Raw genomic sequence first — 17,944 nt, 5'->3', positions numbered from 1 at the left:
GGCCGCGGTCGCCACGGTTCGGCGTGAAGGCCGCGGGGCCGGGGTAGATCACCCTCCGTGAGCGAACAGGAGACCGTTTCCACCACCGCGACGCCCGGACGGGGCGTGGACGGCGACTTCGCCGTCTGGGCGCCCCACGCCGTCCGCGTCACCCTGCGCGCCGACGGCGCCGACCACCGCATGCGGCGCGGCGACGACGGCTGGTGGCGCGCCACCGTCGACACCGCCGGGTCCGGCACCGACTACGCCTACCTCCTGGACGAGGACCCGCGACCTTTGCCCGACCCGCGCTCGCTGTGGCAGCCGCAGGGCGTCCACGCCGCGAGCCGCGTCTACGACCACGCCGCGCACACCTGGACCGACACCGCCTGGACCGGCCGGGCCCTGCCGGGCGGGGTGGTCTACGAACTGCACGTGGGCACCTTCACCCCCGAGGGCGACCTGTGGGCCGCCATCGAACGGCTGGACCACCTGGCCGACCTCGGCGTCACCCACGTCGAACTCCTGCCGCTCAACGCCTTCGACGGCACGCACGGCTGGGGCTACGACGGCGTGCTGTGGTCGGCCGTGCACGAGCCCTACGGCGGCCCCGACGCCCTCAAGGCCTTCGTCGACGCCGCCCACGCCCGCGGCCTGGCCGTTCTGCTCGACGCCGTCTACAACCACCTGGGCCCCTCCGGCGCCTACCTGCCCCGCTTCGGCCCCTACTTCTCCGGGGAGAACGCCTGGGGTCCCTCGCTCAACCTGGACGGCCCCGACTCCGACCCCGTGCGCCGCCACGTCCTGGACGGCGCCCTCGACTGGCTGCGCCACTTCCACCTGGACGGACTGCGCCTGGACGCCGTCCACGCGCTGCGCGACGACCGCGCCACACCGCTGCTCGCCGCGCTCGCCGACGAGGTCGACGCGCTGTCCACCGCCCTGGGCCGACCGCTGGCACTGATCGCCGAGTCCGACCGCAACGACCCCCGTACCGTCCTGCCGCGCGAGGCGGGCGGCCTCGGGATGACCGCGCAGTGGTCCGACGACCTCCACCACGCCCTGCACGTGGCGCTCACCGGCGAGACCCACGGCTACTACGCCGACTTCGAGGACCCCGAGGCGCTGCCCACCACGCTGACCCGCGCCTTCTGGCACGCGGGCACCTACTCCTCCTTCCGCCGCCGCACCCACGGAGCCCCCGTGGACACCGCCCGCGTCCCCGGCCACCGCTTCCTCGGCTACCTGAGCAACCACGACCAGATCGGCAACCGCGCGCGCGGCGACCGCATGGGCGAGCACCTCTCGCCCACCCTGCTGGCCTGCGGAGCGGCGCTGCTCCTGTGCTCGCCCTTCACTCCCATGCTCTTCATGGGCGAGGAGTGGGGCGCCACCACCCCATGGCCCTTCTTCGCCTCCTTCACCGACGCCGACCTGGTGGAGGGGGTGCGGCGGGGCCGCCGACGCGAGTTCGCCGCCCTGGGGTGGGCAGAGGAGGACATCCCCGACCCGATGGACCCCGCGACCCGCGACTCCGCCGTCCTGGACTGGGAGCAGCGCGACCACAAGCACCACGCCCTGCTCCTGGAGACCTACCGCTCGCTCATCGCCCTGCGGCGCGACGAACCCGAGCTGGCCGACCCCCGCCTGGACCGGTTCGAGGTCGTGGCGAGCGGTGACGGCCGCCGGCTCGTCCTGGTCCGCGGCGGCCTGCGGGTGGTCTGCAACCTGGACCCCGTCGACGCCGAGATCGAACTCGACGCCCCGCCCCGCGAACTCGTGTTCGCCAACGGGCGCCCCCGCGTGCGCGGCACGCAGGTCGTCCTGCCGGGGGAGTGCTTCGCCGTCCTGCGCCTGTGAGCGGGCCGCTCAGCGGGCGAAGTCCTTGAGGGCGTCGGTGTCCAGGACGATCCCGACCCCCGGGACCGGCACGGCCTCGCCGTAGGGGTGCTCCGACCGGTCCAGGTAGCGGCCTCCCGCCGGTCGGGAGTGGACCACCACGGCGTTGGCGTCCCGGTCCACCAGCAGGTAGACGCCGATACCGGTCGCCGCGTACGCGGCGGGTTTCTCGACGCGGTCGCGGGTGTGGGTGTCAGCGTCGCGGGAGGTGACTTCGACGACGGCGAGAACCCCGTCCGGTTCGGCCCACTCGGAAGATCCCCGGAAGTGTTCCCTGGGCGCGAGTACACCCGGTGGACGTCCTTGCGGGCCGCGATGTGGGCGATCTCCTCGAACAGCTCGGGGCTGATCTGCGGTTCGGCGGCCTGTGGCGGGTGGTGGTCTGTCACGGTTCTCCCTGGGCGGCGTCGGTGCTGGCCACGGGTCGGACGGTGATGCCTGCCCGGACGTGTCCTTCGGTGTAGGCGCGAAGGAGGAGTTCACCAATGTTCGGCGAGGAAGCCCGGGCGTTCACGCCCGGGAGGAATCGTCTCACTCGCAGGCCGGGTAGGGAGCCACTGGTTTCTTCTGGCGGATTCTTCGGTTCGGCCCTGCCTCGGCGCCTGGTTTCGCTAGTGTGTTCGATCATGAAGGTGGTCGTCCGGATCAAGCTGCTGCCCTCGCCGGAACAGGCGCAGGCGCTCCAGGCGACCCTTGACGCCTGCAACCGGGCCGCGAGCGCCGCCTCCCAGGTAGCGTTCGACACCGGTACCACCCACAAGTACGCCCTCCAAAAGCGCGTCTACACGACTCTGAAGGCCGAGTTCGGGCTGTCGGCGCAGCCCGCGGTGCGGGTGGTCGGCAAAGTCGCCGACGCCTACACCACCCGCACCACCCACCTGCGCAACGGTCTGCTGGGCCGCCAGGGGTCCAAACGGCGGGCACGCACCGAGTCCACGCCGATCAGGTTCCGCCCCGACGCCGCCCAGCCCTTCGACGCGCGGTGCCTGTCCTGGCAACTGGACGCCCGCACCGTGTCGATCTGGACCACCCGGGGCCGGATGAAGGACCTGGCCTTCACCGGCTCACCCGACCAGCTCACGATGCTGGCCGAACACCGCCAGGGCGAGAGCGACCTGCTGTGCCTGGACGGGGTGTGGTTTCTTTCCGCGACGTGTGAGGTGCCCGAGAAGCCGCTGAACACCGACCCGGCCGGGTTCGTGGGGGTGGATCTGGGGATCGTGGAGATCGCCACCACCTCCACCGGCGACAGGTTCGCGGGCCGTGGGCTGAACCGGTACCGCAGGCGGCAGAACCGGTTGCGGGCGAAACTGCAGAGGAAGAACACCAAGAGCGCCAAGCGGGTGCTCAAGCGCCTGCGCCGCCGGGAGGCCCGGCGGGCGCGGGATGTCAACCACCGGATTTCGAAGAGCATCGTGGAGCGGGCCGAACGCACCGGCCACGGCATCGCCCTGGAGGATTTGAAGGGCATCCGTGGCCGGGTACGGCAGGCCAAACACCAACGTTCCACTTTGCATTCGTGGGGTTTCGCCCAGCTGCGGGACTTCATCACCTACAAAGCACGCAGGGCTGGAGTCCCGGTCGTGGTCGTGGACCCGGCCTACTCCTCCCAGTCCTGTTCGGAGTGCGACCACACCAGTCGGCGCAACCGGCCTTCCCGGGCCGTGTTCTCCTGCACCGCCTGTGGTGTGGTGTTGCACGCCGATACCAATGCTTCCCGCAACCTCGCCCGCAGAGGCGAGGTTGTGTGGAACGCGGGGCGCCTGTCAGCCGCCCCTACCCCCCCCCTCGAGCGGGGTTGGACGCGGGAGGCCTCCTACCACCCAGGTGGGACCCTACCCGCAAGCCTGTGGCTTCAGCCACAGGTAGTTGACTGAACCACATCAGCAGTCCAGGAGTACGAGAGCCCGCGGTCCCGTGGAGTTACGAGGAGCGCGCCGAACAGGGTTCGGAGAACGTCGGGGTCGGTCACCCGTCGAGCGTGTGGAACACGGTCAGCCACTGGTCGGGGGAGACCGCCCCCACGGGGGCGTGCGGCGGGACCCGCGCCGCGCGCAGCGCCGCCGCCACCCGGCGGGCGGGATGCGCCCGGCGCAGCGAGGCGCCCAACGACCCGCCCACGCCGCCGAACCCCAGATCCACCAGGCGCCGGTAGGCAGGACCGCGCTCCGGAGCCACGAGGGGCCGCGCGCGCCGTTGGAGCACGAGGATCCCGGAGTCCACATGGGGCACCGGCCGGAACCGGCCGCGGTCGATCCGCCCCGCCAGCGACCAGGACCACTCCGGCCACGTCAGCACCGTCAAGCGGCTCCAGCGCCCGTAGGCGCCGGTGCGTTTGCGCGCGTACTCCAGTTGCGTCACCAGCGTGGCCCGGGTCAGGCCCGGAGCGGCCAGGCACCACCGCACGATGTCGGCGGTGCGGGCGTAGGGGATGTTGCCCACCACTGCGAAGCGGCCGCGCGGTGGGCGCGCCCGGGTGAAGTCGGCGCACACCACCCGCAGCGGCCGGTCGCGGTAGCGCGCGGCCAGGCGGTCGGCCAGGCGCGGGTCGAGTTCGTAGGCGGTCACCCGGCCGGCCGCGGGGACGAGGAAGCGGGTGAGCGCGCCGTCGCCGGGGCCGACCTCGACCACCAGGTCGTCGGGCCCGATCCCGGCCAGGCGCACCACGCGGCGGGCGGTACCGGGATCGGCGAGGAAGTTCTGGGACAGACGGCGCCGGGTGTCTCCGGCGGAGGTGCGTCGCGGGCGTGCTGTACGTGCCACTGGTACGGTCCGATCCGGCCACGGGGTGGCCGACACGGACGGTCGCCCGGTACGGGCGCAGCGCTGTGCGCACACCGAAGAGGGGTCCGGGCGGCCCGTCCTGGGGAAGGTGGACAGGCGGTGCCTGGACCGGAACGCACACGGGCACGCCTCGGCCGGCCCCGGGCGGGGGGCGGAGGCGGCGGCCTCGAAGGGGCACTCCGGGCGCGGTGCGCGCGCGGAGGCGGTGCCCTACCGGTCCAGGGAGGCGGACCAGGGGCGGGCGACGAGGGTGGAGGCGCTCGGGAACCAGGCCGCGGCCCGGTTCGCCAACGCGCAGAAGCAGCACATGCGGCCCACCGTAGGAGAGCCGCCGACGGGCGGGCAACGGGTTTTCCGTCGGCCGGAACCGGGGCCGCCCCCTCGTGGCGGCGGTCGAAAACGACTCGCGTCCGCGGTCGTGACCGCGCCATACTCGCGACCATGCCGAACTTCGCGGACTTCGACACCCGCCACTACCGCACCGTCGACGTGGCCACCGGCTACGACGGCTGGTCGAGCACCTACGAGGACTCCGTCCTGGACGCCATGGACCTGGCGCTGTTGGACGGCCTCACCCGCCCCGACTGGGCCGCCGTCCGGCGCGCCGCCGACCTGGGCTGCGGCACCGGGCGCACGGGCGCCTGGCTGCGCGGCCGGGGCGCGGCGCACGTGGACGGCGTCGACCTCAGCGCCGGCATGCTGAAGCTGGCCGGGGAGCGCGGCGCGCACGACAGCCTCACCCAGGGCGACGTGCGCGCGAGCGGCCTGCCCGAGGGCGCCTACGACCTGGTGATCGCCTCACTGATCGACGAGCACCTGCCCGACCTGGGCCCCCTCTACGCCGAGGCCGGGCGCCTGGCCGCCCCGGGCGGGACCTTCGCCCTGGTCGCCTACCACCCGCAGTTCATGATGGTGTCGGGCATGCCCACGCACTTCACCGACGACTCCGGGGAGGACGTGGCCATCGCGACCCACGTGCACCTGCTCAGCGACCACGTGCGCGCGGCCATGGCCGCCGGGTGGCGGCTGGCGGAGCTGTCGGAGGCCACGGTGGACGACGACTGGGTCGCCGCCAAGCCCACGTGGGAACGCTTCCGCGGCCATCCCATCTCCGCGGCCCTGGTGTGGGAACTCCCGGCCTGACCGGCCCGGTTCCCGCCCCGCCGGCGCGTCCCGCCCCGCCCGCACGTCCCGCCCCTACCGCGCTCCTGTGACGGCCCCGCCTCGCGTTCCGGTGACGGCCTCAGGGGGAGGTCAGGGCCGCAAGCCACACGTCGCGGTGCCGCTCGACGTAGTCGGCCGCCGGGCCCCAGTGCTCGGCGTGCCCCTCCGCGTGCAGCCGGGCCCACGGCTGCACGCCCGCGCGCGCCCCCTCCTCCAGGGTGTGGAACATGCCGCGCACCCGGTACAGGACCGCGTCGGGCAGCTCCCGCCGCTGGGCGCCGTCACAGCCGTACCCGTCGGCCAGCGCGCGCAGGCGGCGGGCGTCGGCCCGCGGGTCCCCGTCCGCGTGCAGGGGGACGAAGCCGTGCGCGGCGTAGCCCAGATCCTCCATCCGCGAGCCCGGGGCGGCGCCGTCCCAGTCGACGAAGACCCAGCGGTCGCCGTCGCGGACCAGGTTCCAGGGCGCGAGGTCGTGGTGGCACACGACCTCCTCGCGCAGCGGCGGCAGCCACACGTCCCACACCGCGTCGGCCGGGGGACGGTACTCGGCGGTCAGGTCGTGCAGGCGGCGGATCATCGCACCGACCCGGCCCAGTTCGACCGCCGTCATCGGCGCCATCCGGTCGGCCATCGTCCCCGGCGCGTACGCCAGCACCTGCCGACCGCGCTCGTCCCGCCCCAGCCCGGCCGGGGCGCCCCCGAAACCCCGGCGCTCCAGGTACCGCAGCAGGTCCAGCACCGACCGCGAGGACCGGAGCCAGGGCTTGCGCACGGTCGCGCCCGCCCGCACGACCTCCGCGGCCACGTTGCCGCCCGTCAGCGGTGTCTCGTCCGGCCCCGAGGGCCACAGGTCCGTCATGCGCCCCATGCTCCGGGGCCGCGCGTGCCGGCGTCCACCCGATTAACGGCAGCCGTCCCCGGCCCCGCCGTCCTCCTCCAGCGAAGCGCGGTCGAGCCGCGCCATCGGCACGAGCAGCGTCAGGACCAGCAGCGCCATCACCGCGAACACCGCGCGCACGCCCAGGAGCTGGGCGAGGAGCCCGCCCGCGGCCGCGCCCAGCGGCATGGTCCCCCACGCCAGCAGCCGGTAGGCGCTGTTGACCCGGCCGAGCAGGGCGGCGGGGACGGCCCGCTGGCGCAGCGACACCGTGATGACGTTCCACACCGCGATCCCGACGCCACCGACCAGGAGGCCGGCCGCCACCGTGTACGGGTTCGTGCTCAGCCCGGGCACGCCGACCAGGAGGGCGAAGGTCGGGACGGTCAGCCACAGCGCCCGCGCACGGCCGAGGAGCCGCTCGACCCGGTCGGCGCCCAGCGCGCCGAGCAGGCTGCCCACGGCCGTGGCGGTCATCAGCAGCCCGTAGCCAGGCTCGGTCAGGCCCAGGGCCGAGTCCGGGCCGACCGCGTACAGCACCAGCACGGCGAACGCCGCGTTGGTCGCGAAGTTGGACACGCCCACCATGACCGCGAGGGTGCGCAGCAGGCGGTGATCCCACAGGAACCGCAGGCCCTCGGCGATGTCGGTCCGCAGCGGCGCCGGCGCCGCCCGCGCGACCCGGTAGCGTCCGCCCACGGTCACCAGGACGCCCAGCGCCGCCAGCCACAGACCGGCCGGCGCGGCGAACGCGGCGACCAGGCCCAGCGCCACGAGCAGACCGCCCAGCGGCGGGCCGACGAACTGCTGCGCGGTCAGCTCCGCGGCGTGCAGGCGCCCATTGGCGGCCGAGAGTCGGCGGCGCGGCACCACCTGCGGCAGGATCGACTGCGCGGCGGTGTCGTAGACGGTCTCGGCCACGCCCACGCACAGTGCCACCGCGTACAGCGTCCAGATCGAGGCCGCTCCCGACGCCAGCACCAGCGCCAGCACGGTGAGCGCGAGGCCGCGGGCGATGTTGGCGCCGAGCATGGCCGCACGCCGGTCGACCCGGTCGGCGAGGGCTCCCGCGGGCAGGGCGCACAGCAGCCAGGGGACGGTGAGCGCGAAGGTCACGCCCGCGATCAGGGTCGGGGAGTCGGTGAAGCGCAGCGCGGCCAGCGGCAGGGCGACCTTGAGCACGCCGTCGGCCAGGTTGGACAGCGCGGAGGCACCCCACAACCGCCAGAAACGGCCGCCCAGGGAGGCGGTCGTGGCGGTGTCGGGGCCGTCGTCGGACTCGTCGGACTGGGGGGAGGAGAACATGGATCGACGATGACAGATCGATTGAGAAAACTCAATCGATCAAGGAAACCCGATGGTTGTTACGCTGGCGACCATGAGCGACGAGGAAGAGCAGGGCACCGCCGTCCCGGGGCCGCGCCGGCGGCGCCCGGCCACCGTCCGCGAGGCCAAGGCCCTGGCCCACCCGCTGCGGGTGCGCATCCTGCGCCTGTGCCTGCACCGCGAGCTCACCAACCGCGAACTCGCCGACCGGCTCGACACCACGCCCGGCACCGTCCTGTACCACGTACGGCAGCTCGTGGCCGCGGGCCTGCTCGTCGCCGAGCCCGTGCGCACCGGTGCCGGCGGTGCGCTGGAGAAGCCCTACCGGGCCACGGGCGAGTCCTGGTGGCTGGACGGCTCCAGCCCGCCCGGCGACGCCGACGGTACGGCCCCCGTGAGCGCCTTCCAGCAGGAGTTGGCCGAGGCCGGACCCCGGTCGGTACGCGCCTTCGCGCGCTTCGCCCTGCACCTGTCGGACGAGGAGGTCGCCGAGCTCGACCGCCGTATCCTCGCCGTCCTGGACGAGTACGTGGCCACCGACCACCAGCGCCGGGACCGCCCCCTGTACGGCGGCGCCTTCATCCTGCACCGCCCCGCCGACTGAGCCCCCGCCCCGAGCCGTCTCAGAGGCGCAGCCAGGTCCCGGCCGGCTCCTGCTGTCCGCGCCCGGGGACGGAGTAGTCGCACACCCCGTCGGCGAAGACCTCGGCGGCGCGCTCGGCCTGCCGCTCGTCGAAGTCGGCCGGGTGCTCGGTGGCGTCGAAGGGCCGCAGCCGGCACGCCAGGACGTCGGAGGACAGCGGCGCGCCCGCCACCGTCCGGGGCGACGTGTGCACCGGGAAGGCGTCCGAGCAGGGATCGCCCCCGGTCAGGGGCCGCTGCCCGGCCACCACGCGCTCGGCCGCCGGCCCTCCCGTCCAGCACGAGTCCACCAGCCACTCCGGCCGGGCCGCGCGCACGTGCTCCGCCCGCGGCCGTCCGGGGTGTGCGGCCTCCCGCTCGCGGATGCCGTCCACCCACACGTCGAGTTCGGCCAGGGCCCGCCCGGCGACCGGCGCGGAGGCGGAGAAGCGCCCGCGCTCGCGCGACTCCACCAGCATCACGTGGTTGTCGGCGTGGCCGTTGGTCGCGACCATCCGCGCCCGCGTGGAGAAGGAGTGGAAGCGCTGGTGGATGTCCCCGCCCGGGGTGTCGTCCTGGTAGGCGCGGTAGTCCACCACGGGGACGTCGGCCAGCCCGCCGCCCCCGTGCAGCACCCGCCCGGTCCGGTAGGCGGCGGCGACCGCCCCGGGATCGGCCCGCATCCGCTCGCCGACCACACGGCCGTCCTCGTCCAGGCCCCCGATGTGCTCGTTCAGGTGCAGGAACGCGTCCACGTCCAGTGTGCCGTCCAGCAGGGCGCCCAGGCCGTACTGGACGCCGACGTTGTCCAGCGGGCGCCGTGGCAGACCGGTGTCCGGATCGGTGCCGTAGACGTTGGCCGTGTGCGCGAACAGTTCGCAGCGGGCGCCGTCGGGGTCGTCCTCGGGGTGGTAGCGCTCCCGCTCCGGCAGCCGGTCGGGGCACGCGCCCGCGGGGTCCAGGCGCACGGCCGAGTCGGCCATGCGCTCGATGTTCGCCCAGTGCCCGAACCCCGACACCGCCGTCTGCCGCTCGCGCGTGAGTGCGTCGGGGTGGGCCCGCGCGTAGGCGCGCAGCAGGCGGGCGTCGGCCACCGCCGGGACCACGGACGAGACCACGTCCGGGAAGCTCTGGGCGACCACGATCCCGTCCAGCAGCCCCGGGTGGTTGTCGGCGATCTGGTGCGCCTGGTAGGCGCCGCCGGAGTTCCCCCAGCCCAGGGTCGCGTCGGGCGCCCCGTAGGAGAGGACGAAGCGCTCCTTGACCGCGGCGGCGCTCTCCGCGGCCAGCAGGTCGTTGCAGTTGTGGCCGAACACGTTCAGGGAGGAGGAGGCGACCGCGTACCCCCGGCCGAGCATGCCGGGGTCCAGGACGCCGGCGGTGGAGCGGCCCTGGACGTACCAGCCGCCCGCGCACCCGCCGCCGAACCTGAACACGAGCCGGCCGTTCCAGCCCGCGTGCCGGTGCCAGGGGTCGGGGCTCCGCTCGCCCGGTGTGTACAGCATGGCCGTCTCGTAGATCGCCCGGTTGGCCGTGCCCGTCTCCACCCGCACGGTGTAGGGGACCGTCCGTCCCGTGGAGACGGTGGTCTCCGCCGCGTCGGCGGGCACACGGTCCCGATCGGGCAGCTCCTCCCACGCTCCGCCGGTGGTCCGGTACATGTACCTGACCACGCTCTCCGCCGAGCAGTCCGCGTCCAGCGGCGGTCCCAGCGTCCCGCCGCCGTGCAGCGCGAATCCGTCGGTGTCGCACACGAACGGCTCCTGGTGCGGGCCGGAGAACACCGGTCCGGCGGCGGGGTGGCCGGTGACCTGGAGCCGTGCCGAGAGGTCGGAGCCGCGCACCGACGCCACGAGCGCGGAGCCGCCCACGGGCAGACCGGTGACCACGCCCTCCAGCGCGAGCCCGCCGTCGCCGAGCACCACCGTGCGCAGGTCCCCGGTGACGTCGGCGCCGTCGGCGGCCAACCGCACCAGGTGCGGTTCGACCGAGGCGGGCAGGGCCACCCGCACCAGCGCGGTACCGGCCGTCACGGTGTCCGGGCGCGAGGAGAGCACCTCGACGGTGAGCGGGCGGGCCCGCTCCGGGTCGGCCTCCGGGGCCTGGGACCACGACGCGGGCAGGATCGCGGGCGCGGCGGAGGGAGGCAGCGCGGAGGCGATGACGGCGGGCAGTCCGGCCAGGGGCGCGCCGGAGACCGTGAAGAGGGCGGCCAGCGCGGCCGCACCGGCGCCGAGCAGGACCCGCGCGCCGCGACGGCTCAGCACGGGCGGCCCGGGGCGGGGGAGCGGGCGATGGCGTGCTCGCGGCGGTGGTGTTCACACGCGTGCGGGCCGACGGTGTCCGCGAGGAGGCCGACGGCGTCCCGTCGAGCCCGTGGATGTCGCGGGTATGGCGCTCCCATAGGGGGAGCGATACCCCGGAACAGGACGAATCGAACCCGGGCGGGGGCGGGCCGGCGTCCCCCGCCCTTCGCGGGAACGCCGACCCCCGCGTCCAGTCAGCCCCTGGCGACCCGGCGTCCGGAGATCCGGCTCGGCACGATCTTCAGTACCTGGTCGCGCACACCCGCGGCCCAGGGCTTGGCGAGCCGCCCCTGCGGGATGCGGCTCAGCTCACCGGTGTCGCGGATCCACCGGCACCGGCCCGAGACGAGCACGCTCCACCCCTCGAAGCGCTCGTGGTCGAAGTGGTCCACCTCGAAGGCGGCATACCCGCGTCCGTGCCGCATGACGGTCCCGGCCAGGTTGGACCGGAACACGATCGTGTCGTTGAGCAGCGAGTAGTTGACCGGCAGCACCGTCGGTGCCGCGTCACCCTCGATGGTGAAGGCCACCCGCCCGATCTCGCGCGTGGACAACAGGTTGAGACAGGTCTCGCGCTCCAGCACGGTGAAGCTGGAGTCCGTGCTCTCGGCGATGTCCGCGCCCACCAGCAGTTCCGTGTCCTCGCTCAACTGCGCGGTGCCCGCCAGGTCCGAGGACGCGCGCGGTGCAGGGGGCGCAGGCGCCCCGGTGACACCCCCGCGCTCCTGCGCCGGCTGGTCCGCGCCGCTTGAAGAAGTCATCACGTGCCCCCATGTCACACGCCGGATTCGCTGCCCTCCGCCCCCATCATCCCCGTCGGTCGTACCATTGGCGTGGTCCGTCGGTCCCGGCCCTGGGCGGCGAAGGTCCTCGCTCCTCGCCTACCCCTGGCGACCTGCGGCTCAAACAGGACGGGACGTTCGGCACGCGACGCCATGGACCTCGTGTGACTACGCTGGAGGTCTCGCCCTTCCGCGACGGCCGGGCCCTGCGCCCGGACCCGCAGGGGGCGGCACGGGCGGAAGGGTTGACGGCCGATGAGCGGTGACGGCACCATCCGGGTGTTCCTCGTGGACGACCACGAGGTCGTGCGGCGCGGGGTGGGTTCCCTGCTGGCGGACGAGGCCGACATCGACGTGGTCGGCGAGGCCGGAACGGCGGCGCGGGCCAGGGCCCGGATCCCGGCGATCGCCCCGGACGTCGTCGTGCTGGACGTGCGCCTGCCCGACGGTGACGGCGTCACGCTGTGCCGCGAGATCCGCTCGCTCCTGCCGGAGACCCGCATCCTCATGCTGACCTCCTACTCCGACGACGAGGCGCTCTACGGCGCCGTCATGGCCGGGGCGTCGGGCTACATCCTCAAGCAGATCCACGGCACCGACCTGGTCGGCGCGGTGCGCACCGTTGCCGAGGGCCGGTCCCTGCTCGACCCCGAGTCCACGACCCGGATGCTCCGCCGCCTGCGTGAGGACGCCGTGCGCCAGGACCCCCTGGCCGACCTCACCGAACAGGAGCGGCGTGTCCTGGAACTCATCGGCGAGGGGCTCACCAACCGTGAGATCGGCATCAGGATGTACCTGGCCGAGAAGACGGTGAAGAACTACGTCTCCCGCGTGCTCGCCAAGCTGGGCATGGCGCGGCGCACGCAGGCGGCCGCCTTCGCGGCACGCCTGTCCAAGGGAGGGGACCGGACCGACCGGTAGCGGGCGTCCCGAGGGGAGCGCGGAGCGCTTCAGTCCTCCCCGTGCGGGCGTGAGCCGTGCCCGCGCGGTCCGCGCGCGGCAGGGGGGATCCGGCAGGGCACCCGCCACTCGATCGTGGTGCCCTGCCCCGGAGCGCTGGCGATGGTGACGGCGCCGCCCAGCTCCCGGGCACGGGACTCGACGTTGCGCAGCCCGCTGCGGTCGACGTGGTCGGGGATGCCGCGCCCGTCGTCGACCACCCGCAACCGCAGGTCGTCCCCGACCGACAGCTCCACGTCCACCCGGGTCGCCCCGGCGTGCCGGCTCACGTTGGACAGCAGTTCGCGCAGGACCGCCACCAGGTGGTCGCCGACCTGCTCGTCCACCTCGTTCTCGATGGGACCCTGGGTGAGCAGGCGCGGCGCGAACCCGAGGGTGTCGCCGGCGCCGTTGACCAGGTCCAGGACCCGCGAGCGCAGCCACGAGGGGTCGGAGCCGGTCCTCTGCAGGGCGAAGATCGTCGAGCGGATCTGGCGGATGGTGTCGTCCAGGTCGGTGACCGCGCCCTGGATTCGCTCCGCGGTCGCGGTGTCGTCGATCCGCCGCACAGTGCCCATCAGGGTGATGGCGGTGGCGTAGAGGCGCTGGATGACGGTGTCGTGCAGGTCGCGGGCGATGCGGTCGCGGTCCTCCATGACGGTCAGGCGCTCGGAGTCGAGCCGGGTCTCGGCCAGTTCGAGGGCCACGGCCGCCTGGTCGGCGAAGGAGGACAGCATGCCCAGCCAGCCCTCCTGGAAGGCGTCCCCGCCCCGGGAGCGCGTCAGGAACAGGACGCCCCGGGCGCCCTCGGGCGGTCCGAAGGGCACCACCAGCACGGGTCCGGCGCCCAGGTCGCTCAGGAAGTCGGCGCCCCGGGATCCCGGCTCGGACGCGTCGGTCATCCGGGCGTCGCCACTGAGGTAGACCCGCCCCAGCAGGGTCTCCGGCCCACACGCCAGGGTGGCCCCGTCCACCTCCGACCAGTCCCGGCCGTCGTCCTCGTCGGCCTCCCAGACCCGCACGGTGAGCGTCCCGGGCCCGGGACCGGGCATGGCGATGACGGCGAGTTCGGCGTGCGCCATGACGCGGGCGCGCCGGGCGACCAGCCGCAGCACCTCCTCGGGGGCGGCGCCCCTGAGCAACTGGGTGGTGATCTGCCCGGAGGCGTCGAGCCAGGTCTCGCGGCTCTGGGAGTGGGCGTACAGCTGGGCGTTCTCGATGGCGGCGCCCGCTGCCGTGGCCAGGGCGCGCAGCAGCAGCTCGTCGTCCTCGGTGAACCGGGTGCCGTCGCGCTTGTCGGTCATGTAGAGGTTGCCGAACACCTGGTCGCGGATGCGGACGGGGACGCCCAGGAAGGTGCGCATCGGCGGGTGGCCCTCGGGGAACCCGTGCGATTCGGGGTGGTCGCGCACGTCGCTCAGCCGCAGCGCGTGGGGCTCCTTGATCAGCAGGCCGAGGATGCCCTTGCCCTCGGGCCAGTGCTCGATGGCGGCGATCTCCCGGGGCCGGAGGCCGACCGGGATGAACCGGGAGAGGTCGCCGTCGGGCCCGATCACCCCCAGGGCGCCGTAGCGGGCGTTGACCAGGCGGGTGGCGGTCTCGGTGATGCGCAGCAGGAGCGGGTCCAGGTGCAGGCCCTCACCGATGGACACGACCGCGTCCAACAGCGTGCGGATCCGCTCCTGGGTCTCGTAGATGTCGGACATGCGCGCCCTGACCTCGTACAGGAGGTCGTCCAGCCGCACGTGGGGCAGGGACAGCCGGTACCGCTCGTCGTGTTCGTGCGGTTCGTCGCCCGTCTGACTCATGGAGTCTCATCTCCGGGAGGTGTCGAAGCTCCTACCCCCGACCCTACGACGGCTGCGCCGGCCCGTCTCCCGTCTCCGGCTCCGCGTCCCGGTCCCGCCCGCCGGCCGGGCGCCGAGGTCGTCGGCGCCCGGAGTCCGGGACCGGTTCACCAGGGGACGACGCCGCCGGTGGTCGTCCGCTGGAGGGAGGAGCCCGTACCGAGCCGATCGGCGCCGAGCACCCTGGCGCCCCGCGGGACGTGCACGGTGAGGTTCTCCCGTCCGGCCAGGGGGCGGAGGGAGACGGGCGCCTCGACCTGGAGGTACAGGTGTTCCAGGTGCGGGAGGTCCCCGACCCACGACGGGACGGTGTCCGGCATGCGCAGGCCGAAGTCCAGGTACAGCCTCCGCAGCCGCGGCAGGCGGGCGATCCACCGGTCGCTGCCCGGCAGCTCCCACGTCCACCGGTCCACGCGCAGGCCGGTGAGGGCGCCCAGGGAGTCGATCCCCTCCAAGGAGAAGGGCCGCAGGGAGTCGAACTGGCGTACGGTCAGGGTTTCGAGCGAGCCGGCCTGGCTCTCCACACCGTCGAGACCGGCGAGGGAGGGGCACTGGAACACGTCCAGCGCCGTCGTCGAGTCGGGCGCGTCGGCCAGGTACCGGAGGTCGCGCAGGGGAACCCGCTGCAACGAGAAGGACTCCAGCCCCCGCTCCGGCACGAGCGCGCCGAACGGGACCGCCGGGAGCGACCGGGTGAAGCCCAGGTGCCGGAGCGCGGTGAACCCCTGGACGAGCGCGAGGTCGCGGGTGTGCGCCGGATGGCTGAGCTCCAGGGACGTGATCGGGCACCCGGTGAGCGGTGCGAGGCGTTCGACGCATGCCTCGCCGTCGACGTACAGCTTGTCGAGCCGGGGGAGCGAGGCCAGGGGAGCCAGGTCGATGTCGTGCCATCGCGCGCCGAACCGGTTCCTCAGGTCGACGAAGGTGACACCGTCCAGCTCCGCCAGCTCGTCCAGGCCGTCGCCGTCCGCGCCCTCCACGGAGACCCGGGGGTTGTCCGGCATGTACCGGGCCTGGAGCCGGATCCGGTCGGCCGCGACCGGAACGTAGTAGTGCGGGCGGCGCTCCTCGATCACGGGGAAGAGGACCCGGGCCAGTTCCTCCCCGGGCTCCTTCCACCAGGCGCGCTGCGCGGCGAGCATGACGCTCTCGGAGTCGAACTCCAGCGCTCGCGCGATGACCGGGACCGCCTGCGGGCCCCCGATCGCGCTCGCGGTCTCGATGGACTTCGCCGCCTGGCGCGCGTTCTCCGGGGGGACCGCGGCCAGGAGGGGGAGCGCGTACTCGCCGACCATGCTCAGCGCGTGCACGTGGTCCCTGGTGCGGGGCGGAAGGATGCTCCGCACCCTGTCCCGCACCTCGTCGCTGAGGCGCCGCGACAGTCGCGGCGAGGTCTCCAGACAGGCGAAGGCCACCAGGAGAAGCCGGTCCCGGTGCTTACCGACCCGGCCCGCGCGTTCCAGCAGCCCGCCGATCAGCTCCTCCCGCTGCGCCGGAGTGGTGTGCCCGGCGGCCATCACCACGACCTCGTGCCACTGGTCGTCGTGCGCGTGGCGGACCAGGAGCGGGAAGCTGTCCTCCTCCACCAGCGCCTTGGCCGCCAGGTACTCCTCGAAGGTGCGGTGCAGGAACCCCACCCTGTCCACGGTCGGGCACTGCAGCAGGCCGCTGCGCACGACCAGGTGCGTGAACACGTCCTCCGCCCCGTCCCCGACACGGTGCATGGTGGCGAGTACCCGCTCGACCTGGCGCCGGGCGGTCACGAGAGGGGCGTCCGAGCTGCCGTTGAGGACCAGCCACTTCGCCAGTTCCTGGAGTAGGAGGACCAGTTCGCGGCGGGAGAGGTCGACTCCCCCGATGCCGCGCTGTTCGTCGCGGTCCTTGAGCAGCATGGCCAGCGCCGCCTCGTACACCTCGATCCGGTCGCGGGGCAGCGACGTGTGCCGGTCGCGGTACAGGGCGCACAGCAGGGCGCAGAGCAGGGGAGTGGACGCGATCGCGCGCAGGTGGCGCCGGCCCAGGACCTTCTGGGTCAGTTCGCGCTCGTAGCCGTTCAGCCGGTCGCGTTCGGCCTCGTCCGCGGTCCCGCCGCGGACGGCTTCGTGCCAGTGGTGGATGAACGCCCGCAGGTCCTCCTCCCGCAACGGCTGGAGCTCCGCGCTGACGAAGCCGTCCGCGTCGAGCCAGCTCTCGCTCGCGGCGCCCGGGCGCGTCGTGACGACGTACCTGCAGTCCGGGAAGTCCGAGAGCAGGTCGCGCAGCCATCGCCGGGCCTTCTCCCGCTCGTTGGAGGGGAGTTCGTCGACACCGTCGACGAGGACGACGCCCCGGCCCTCGGCCAGGATCCGCGCCACCCAGCCCGGGGGCGCCTGCTCGGCGAGGTGGCGCCCGGTGTGCCGGAGGAAGTCCTCGGGCTCGGGCAGCCGTTCACCCACGTACCGCCGGAGGGGAACGAGGAAGGGGATCAGTCCGTCCCACGCCGCCATCTCGTCGGGGAAGTCGCCGCGGCAGGCCCGCACCGCGGCCCACTGCAGCAGGGTCGTCTTGCCGGTCCCGGCCGGGCCGCGCAGGAACGTGCGCGAGTGGGCGGCCAGGACCTGCTCGACCCGGCGGTCGGCGGGCTCCTCGGGGATTCCGGACGCCGACTCCTCCGCCCATCCGCCGACCCGCAGGCTCAGATAGGCCAGGCTCAGGCGGTACCGCCGGGTGTGGGCGTCGGTGCCGAAGAGCTCCAGGACGTCCCAGCGCTCGGCCGCCTTGCGGCGGTAGGCGGTCTCGAACGCCGCCTCGGGATCCTCCTCGCGGCCCTCCGGCCGCTGGGGGATCCGGTCCAGGACCTCCTCCAGGTGCTCCAGGATCAGGGCCTCGCGGCGCAGCAGCTCGGTGAACGCCCCGGCCTGGAAGTCGGGCAGCGTGGACACCGTGGCCAGCACGTAGGCGCAGGACTCGGGTAGAACCCGGTCGTAGAGGGACACCGCCGCGTCGCTCAGGTCCCGGGTGGCGTGCGGGTTCCGGTCGCGGATGTAGCGCTCCAGGTACAGCGCGTCCAGGTCCTGCTCGAACAGCGTGCGGTCGGTGAGTCCGGCCCGGGTGAAGGAGTCGGTGACGGCCAGGACGGCGGCCTCGCGCTCGTGGTCCGGCAGGCCGCGGAACTCGTGGTCGAGGTAGGAGACGATCCGGTCGGCGATGCTCTCCTCGATCTCGGCGAACCGGCGTTCCAGCCTGCGCTGGTCGCGCTTGCCGGTCACCTTCTGTTGGACGAGGTCGACCACCGTCGTGGTGGCGCTCTGGGCGATCGGGTTGCCGATCCACATCCCGCACGCGGCCTTGACCACGGCCACGCCGAGTTTGAGTGCTACGTCGTACACGGGGGGCTTTCCGGTGAGGCGACAGGGGGCGGTCCGAGCCTACGGCCCGGCG

12 protein-coding genes and 1 pseudogene are annotated in these 17,944 nt (G+C 73.8%); 5 read left to right on the top strand and 8 right to left on the bottom strand.

From position 1 onward, the window contains the following. Positions 1-57 precede the first annotated feature (57 nt). Positions 58-1,839 carry a malto-oligosyltrehalose trehalohydrolase gene (gene treZ / locus HNR10_RS00720; RefSeq protein WP_179820002.1) on the top strand — a complete coding sequence of 594 codons (1,782 nt, stop codon included), beginning with the start codon at positions 58-60 and terminating at the stop codon, positions 1,837-1,839. 9 nt (positions 1,840-1,848) lie between these two features. On the opposite strand, the pseudogene HNR10_RS32105 reads toward treZ, so the two are convergent. Next, a pseudogene (locus HNR10_RS32105) lies at positions 1,849-2,178 on the bottom strand (Uma2 family endonuclease); the annotation flags it as partial. A 326-nt stretch (positions 2,179-2,504) separates the two neighbouring features. Between HNR10_RS32105 and HNR10_RS00710 the strand changes: the two are divergent. Next, positions 2,505-3,755: an RNA-guided endonuclease InsQ/TnpB family protein gene (locus HNR10_RS00710; RefSeq protein ID WP_179819998.1), complete on the top strand. Its 1,251-nt coding sequence runs from the start codon at positions 2,505-2,507 to the stop codon at positions 3,753-3,755. Between the two features lie 91 nt (positions 3,756-3,846). Here HNR10_RS00710 and erm read toward each other — a convergent pair whose 3' ends face one another. After that, positions 3,847-4,641, bottom strand: a complete 795-nt coding sequence (gene erm, locus HNR10_RS00705) for an ErmE/ErmH/ErmO/ErmR family 23S rRNA (adenine(2058)-N(6))-methyltransferase (protein ID WP_179819996.1) — start codon at positions 4,639-4,641, stop codon at positions 3,847-3,849. 462 nt (positions 4,642-5,103) lie between these two features. On the opposite strand from erm, the gene HNR10_RS00700 reads away from it, so the two are divergent. Then, positions 5,104-5,805, top strand: a complete 702-nt coding sequence (locus HNR10_RS00700; RefSeq protein ID WP_179819995.1) for a class I SAM-dependent DNA methyltransferase — start codon at positions 5,104-5,106, stop codon at positions 5,803-5,805. Positions 5,806-5,905: 100 nt separating this feature from the next. On the opposite strand, the gene HNR10_RS00695 is transcribed toward HNR10_RS00700, so the two are convergent. After that, on the bottom strand, positions 5,906-6,685 hold the full coding sequence (locus tag HNR10_RS00695) for a phosphotransferase (RefSeq protein ID WP_179819993.1): 780 nt from the start codon (positions 6,683-6,685) through the stop codon (positions 5,906-5,908). A gap of 42 nt (positions 6,686-6,727) precedes the next feature. After that, on the bottom strand, positions 6,728-8,008 hold the full coding sequence (locus HNR10_RS00690) for an MFS transporter (RefSeq protein ID WP_179819991.1): 1,281 nt from the start codon (positions 8,006-8,008) through the stop codon (positions 6,728-6,730). A gap of 73 nt (positions 8,009-8,081) precedes the next feature. On the opposite strand from HNR10_RS00690, the gene HNR10_RS00685 reads away from it, so the two are divergent. Next, positions 8,082-8,633, top strand: coding sequence for an ArsR/SmtB family transcription factor (locus HNR10_RS00685; protein ID WP_179819989.1), 552 nt, complete (start codon positions 8,082-8,084; stop codon positions 8,631-8,633). A gap of 19 nt (positions 8,634-8,652) precedes the next feature. Here the strand turns inward: HNR10_RS00685 and HNR10_RS00680 are convergent, their stop codons facing one another. Both HNR10_RS00680 and HNR10_RS00675 read right to left on the bottom strand, forming a co-directional pair. Then, positions 8,653-10,917, bottom strand: coding sequence for a DUF6351 family protein (locus tag HNR10_RS00680; protein WP_179819988.1), 2,265 nt, complete (start codon positions 10,915-10,917; stop codon positions 8,653-8,655). A 233-nt stretch (positions 10,918-11,150) separates the two neighbouring features. After that, positions 11,151-11,717 (bottom strand): pyridoxamine 5'-phosphate oxidase family protein, encoded by a 567-nt coding sequence (locus HNR10_RS00675; RefSeq protein ID WP_179819986.1) that lies wholly within the window; start codon positions 11,715-11,717, stop codon positions 11,151-11,153. Between the two features lie 276 nt (positions 11,718-11,993). Between HNR10_RS00675 and HNR10_RS00670 the strand changes: the two genes are divergently transcribed. After that, entirely contained in the window at positions 11,994-12,659 is a 666-nt protein-coding gene (locus HNR10_RS00670) for a response regulator (RefSeq protein ID WP_179819984.1), read from the top strand. Positions 12,660-12,688: 29 nt separating this feature from the next. On the opposite strand, the gene HNR10_RS00665 is transcribed toward HNR10_RS00670, so the two are convergent. Together HNR10_RS00665 and HNR10_RS00660 are read right to left on the bottom strand one after the other, a co-directional pair. Continuing rightward, complete coding sequence (locus HNR10_RS00665; RefSeq protein WP_179819983.1) at positions 12,689-14,485, bottom strand: sensor histidine kinase; 1,797 nt, start codon at positions 14,483-14,485, stop codon at positions 12,689-12,691. Positions 14,486-14,631: 146 nt separating this feature from the next. Then, the gene (locus tag HNR10_RS00660; RefSeq protein WP_179819981.1) at positions 14,632-17,892 is read right to left on the bottom strand and encodes an NACHT domain-containing protein; all 3,261 of its coding nucleotides are present in this window, start codon (positions 17,890-17,892) and stop codon (positions 14,632-14,634) included. Between the last annotated feature and the right edge of the window lie 52 nt (positions 17,893-17,944).

It is taken from the genome of Nocardiopsis aegyptia (genome assembly GCF_013410755.1).
GTDB classification, from domain to species: domain Bacteria; phylum Actinomycetota; class Actinomycetes; order Streptosporangiales; family Streptosporangiaceae; genus Nocardiopsis; species Nocardiopsis aegyptia.
The sequence above is the reverse complement of the archived record's forward strand: the minus strand, read 5'-3'. Positions and strand labels throughout refer to the sequence as shown.

Bases quoted from the DNA above. Each gene is read 5' to 3' on its own strand.
- HNR10_RS00710 (WP_179819998.1), top strand. From the start codon at position 2,505: ATGAAGGTGGTCGTCCGGATCAAGCTGCTGCCCTCGCCGGAACAGGCG.
- HNR10_RS00700 (WP_179819995.1), top strand. From the start codon at position 5,104: ATGCCGAACTTCGCGGACTTCGACACCCGCCACTACCGCACCGTCGAC.
- HNR10_RS00695 (WP_179819993.1), bottom strand. From the start codon at position 6,685: ATGACGGACCTGTGGCCCTCGGGGCCGGACGAGACACCGCTGACGGGC.
- HNR10_RS00690 (WP_179819991.1), bottom strand. From the start codon at position 8,008: ATGTTCTCCTCCCCCCAGTCCGACGAGTCCGACGACGGCCCCGACACC.
- HNR10_RS00685 (WP_179819989.1), top strand. From the start codon at position 8,082: ATGAGCGACGAGGAAGAGCAGGGCACCGCCGTCCCGGGGCCGCGCCGG.
- HNR10_RS00675 (WP_179819986.1), bottom strand. From the start codon at position 11,717: ATGACTTCTTCAAGCGGCGCGGACCAGCCGGCGCAGGAGCGCGGGGGT.
- HNR10_RS00670 (WP_179819984.1), top strand. From the start codon at position 11,994: ATGAGCGGTGACGGCACCATCCGGGTGTTCCTCGTGGACGACCACGAG.
- HNR10_RS00665 (WP_179819983.1), bottom strand. From the start codon at position 14,485: ATGAGTCAGACGGGCGACGAACCGCACGAACACGACGAGCGGTACCGG.